Annotated in this window: 3 protein-coding genes; 2 read left to right on the forward strand and 1 reads right to left on the reverse strand. The window is 73.9% G+C overall.

Annotated elements, in window-relative coordinates; translation table 11 throughout:
• Positions 1-63: 63 nt before the first annotated feature.
• Positions 64-1,239: a xylose isomerase gene (xylA, locus tag ACYVE9_RS20610; protein WP_461029370.1), complete on the reverse strand. Its 1,176-nt coding sequence runs from the start codon at positions 1,237-1,239 to the stop codon at positions 64-66.
• 96 nt (positions 1,240-1,335) lie between these two features.
• Here xylA and xylB point away from each other — a divergent pair, with 96 nt between their 5' ends.
• Both xylB and ACYVE9_RS20620 read left to right on the forward strand, forming a co-directional pair.
• Positions 1,336-2,763, forward strand: coding sequence for a xylulokinase (gene xylB, locus ACYVE9_RS20615; RefSeq protein WP_461029371.1), 1,428 nt, complete (start codon positions 1,336-1,338; stop codon positions 2,761-2,763).
• A gap of 61 nt (positions 2,764-2,824) precedes the next feature.
• A partial coding sequence (locus ACYVE9_RS20620) for a MarR family transcriptional regulator (protein ID WP_461029372.1) occupies positions 2,825-3,132 on the forward strand: 308 nt, incomplete at its 3' end.

The raw sequence follows: 3,132 nt of genomic DNA on the forward strand, positions 1-3,132 counted from the left end.
GGGCCTGCCGCCCCGGGCAGGCCCCGGCGTCCGTCGTCCCGGGGGTTCACCCCCGCCGCGGGTTCATCGTCCGCGGGCCCCGAGCAGGTGGTCCGTCGCCAACTGGTCGAGGCGTTCGAAGGCCATGCCCCGGGCGGCGTGGGCGTCCACGTCGAAGTCCTCGAAGGCCGAGGGGTCGGCGAGCAGCCCGGCAGGGGTCTCGCCGGGTTCCAGGGTGGGCCGGGCGAGTTCGTCGAGACGGGAGGCGCGCAGTGCCTCCTGCACCTCGGGGTCGGCCCGGAACGCCGCCGCCCGGTCCTTGAGCAGCAGGTAGTTGCGCATGCAGCCGGCCGCCGACTCCCACACGCCGTCCATGTCCTCGGTGCGCGGCGGTTTGAAGTCGAAGTGCCGCGGACCCTCGTAGCCGGCCGTCTCCAGCAGGTCGACCAGCCAGAACGCCGCCCGCAGGTCACCGGCGCCGAACCGCAGGTCCTGGTCGTACTTGATGCCGGACTGGCCGTTGAGGTCGATGTGGAACAGCTTGTCCGCCCACAGCGCCTGGGCGACTCCGTGCGGGAAGTTGAGCCCGGCCATCTGCTCGTGGCCGGTCTCCGGGTTGACGCCGAACAACTCGGGCCGCTCCAGCCGTTCGATGAACGCGAGCGCGTGCCCGACCGTGGGCAGCAGGATGTCGCCGCGCGGCTCGTTGGGCTTGGGCTCGATGGCGAAGCGCAGGTCGTAGCCCTGTTCGGTGACGTAGGCCCCCAGCAGGTCGAAGGCCTCCTTCATGCGGTCCAGGGCCAGCCGCACGTCCTTGGCGGCCCCGGACTCCGCGCCCTCCCGGCCGCCCCAGGCGACGTAGACCCGCGCGCCCAGTTCGACGGCGAGGTCGATGTTGCGCATGGTCTTGCGCAGCGCGAACCGGCGCACGCCGCGGTCGTTGGCGGTGAACGCGCCGTCCTTGAAGACGGGGTGGGTGAACAGGTTGGTGGTGGCCATCGGCACCACCACGCCGGTGGCGTCGAGGGCCTGCCGGAACCGTTTGACGTGGCCGGCCCGCTCCGACTCGGAGGCCTCGAAGGGCATCAGGTCGTCGTCGTGGAACGTCACGCCCCAGGCGCCGAGGTCGGCGAGGCGGTGTACGGACTCGGCGGGGTCGAGCGGGGGGCGGGTCGCGTCACCGAACGGGTCGCGGCCCTGCCAGCCCACCGTCCACAGACCGAAGCTGAACTTGTCCTGCGGTGTCGGTCGGGGGTCCATGCCATGTCCTTCCGTATTTCGTCATCGCTCTTTACAAATTAGTATGCACAAGCACGCAGGGGAAGTCCCCGGTGAGCCGCAAGGAGGAGCAACGCCATGGCCGCACCCGAAGGTCCGCTCGTCGTCGGAGTGGACAGCTCGACGCAGTCCACCAAGGCGCTGGTCGTCGACGCCGCGACGGGCGACGTCGTCGCCCGGGGGCAGGCGCCGCACACCGTCAGCGCCCAGCACGAGAGTGACCCCGAGCAGTGGTGGCAGGCGCTGCGGGACGCCGTGGAGCAGTGCGGCCCGGCGGCGCGGCAGGCCTCCGCGGTCTCCGTCGGCGGCCAGCAGCACGGTCTGGTCACGCTCGACGGGGACGGCCGCCCGGTGCGTCCCGCACTGCTGTGGAACGACGTGCGCTCCGCCCCGCAACGCGACCGGCTGGTGGAGCAGCTCGGCGGACCCGAGGCGTGGGCCGAGCGCACCGGCAGTGTGCCGGCGCCCTCCTTCACCGCGCCGAAGTGGATGTGGCTGGCCGAGAACGAGCCGGAGGCGGCAGCGGCCACCCGCGCGGTGCGCCTGCCGCACGACTACCTCACCGGCAGGCTGAGCGGGCAGGCCGTCACCGACCGCGGCGACGCCTCCGGCACCGGCTGGTGGGCCTCGGCGACGGAGGCGTACGACCAGGAGGTGCTCGACCTCATCGGTCTGGACGCCGCGCTGCTGCCGCGCGTGCCGGCATCCGGGGAGGCCGCCGGCACGGTTCGGCCGGACACCGGTCTCGCTCTGCCCGCCGGTGCCCTGGTCGCCACCGGCACCGGCGACAACATGGCCGCCGCCCTCGGCCTGGGGCTGCGACCGGGCCAGCCCGTGCTGAGCCTGGGCACCTCCGGCACCGTCTACGCGGTCTCCCGCAGCCGCCCCACCGACCCGACCGGCACGGTGGCCGGTTTCGCCGACGCCGGAAGTGCCTGGCTCCCACTGGCCTGCACGCTCAACTGCACACTCGCCGTGGACCGGTTGGCCGCGCTGCTCGGGCTGGACCGGGAGGCGGTCGAGTCCGGCGGGGAGGCCGTCGTGCTGCCGTTCCTGGACGGCGAGCGCACCCCGCACCTGCCCTACGCGTCCGGTCTGCTGTACGGGCTGCGGCACGACACCACCGGCGGACAGCTGCTCCAGTCCGCGTACGACGGTGCCGTCTTCGCCCTGCTGCGGGCGCTGGACCTGGTGCTGGAGGCCGACAGTGATCCCGGGGCCCCGATCCTGCTGATCGGCGGCGGCGCGAAGGGCACCGCCTGGCGGGAGACGGTACGCCGGCTCTCCGGCCGCCCGGTACGGGTGCCGCGCGCCCAGGAACTCGTGGCGCTCGGCGCCGTGGCCCAGGCCGCCGGACTGCTGCTCGGTGAGGACCCGGCGGAGGTGGCCCGGCGGTGGGGCACCTCCGACGGCGAGCTCCACGACGCGGTACCGCGCGACGAGGCCGCGCTGGACCGGCTGAGCCGGACGCTCGACTCGGCGGATACCCTGCTGCGTCGCCCCTGAGACGCCGGGGAGCGTCGGCCCGTTGCCGCAACCACCGCCGTACGAGGAAGGACCACCGACCATGGCCACCGCTGCCCTCCCCAGCACCCAGCAGGACGTGCGGCGGCGCAACCTGTCCTCGGTGCTGCACGCGGTGGCCGACGCCGGGCCGCTCTCCCGGGCCGCCGTCGCCGCCCGCATCGGCCTGACCAGGGCGGCCGTGTCCACGCTCGTCGACGAGCTGCTCAGCGCCGGACTTCTCGTCGAGCAGGGTCCTGGCCGGTCGGGTGCGGTGGGGCGGCCGGGCACCGACCTGGCGCTGAACGACCGCGGCCTGTGCGGCGTGGGCGCCGAGATCGGCGTCGACCGGCTGGAGGTGTGCGCGGTGGA

This window comes from Streptomyces sparsus, from assembly GCF_054776295.1.

Bases quoted from the DNA above. Each gene is read 5' to 3' on its own strand.
- xylA (WP_461029370.1), bottom strand. From the start codon at position 1,239: ATGGACCCCCGACCGACACCGCAGGACAAGTTCAGCTTCGGTCTGTGG.
- xylB (WP_461029371.1), top strand. From the start codon at position 1,336: ATGGCCGCACCCGAAGGTCCGCTCGTCGTCGGAGTGGACAGCTCGACG.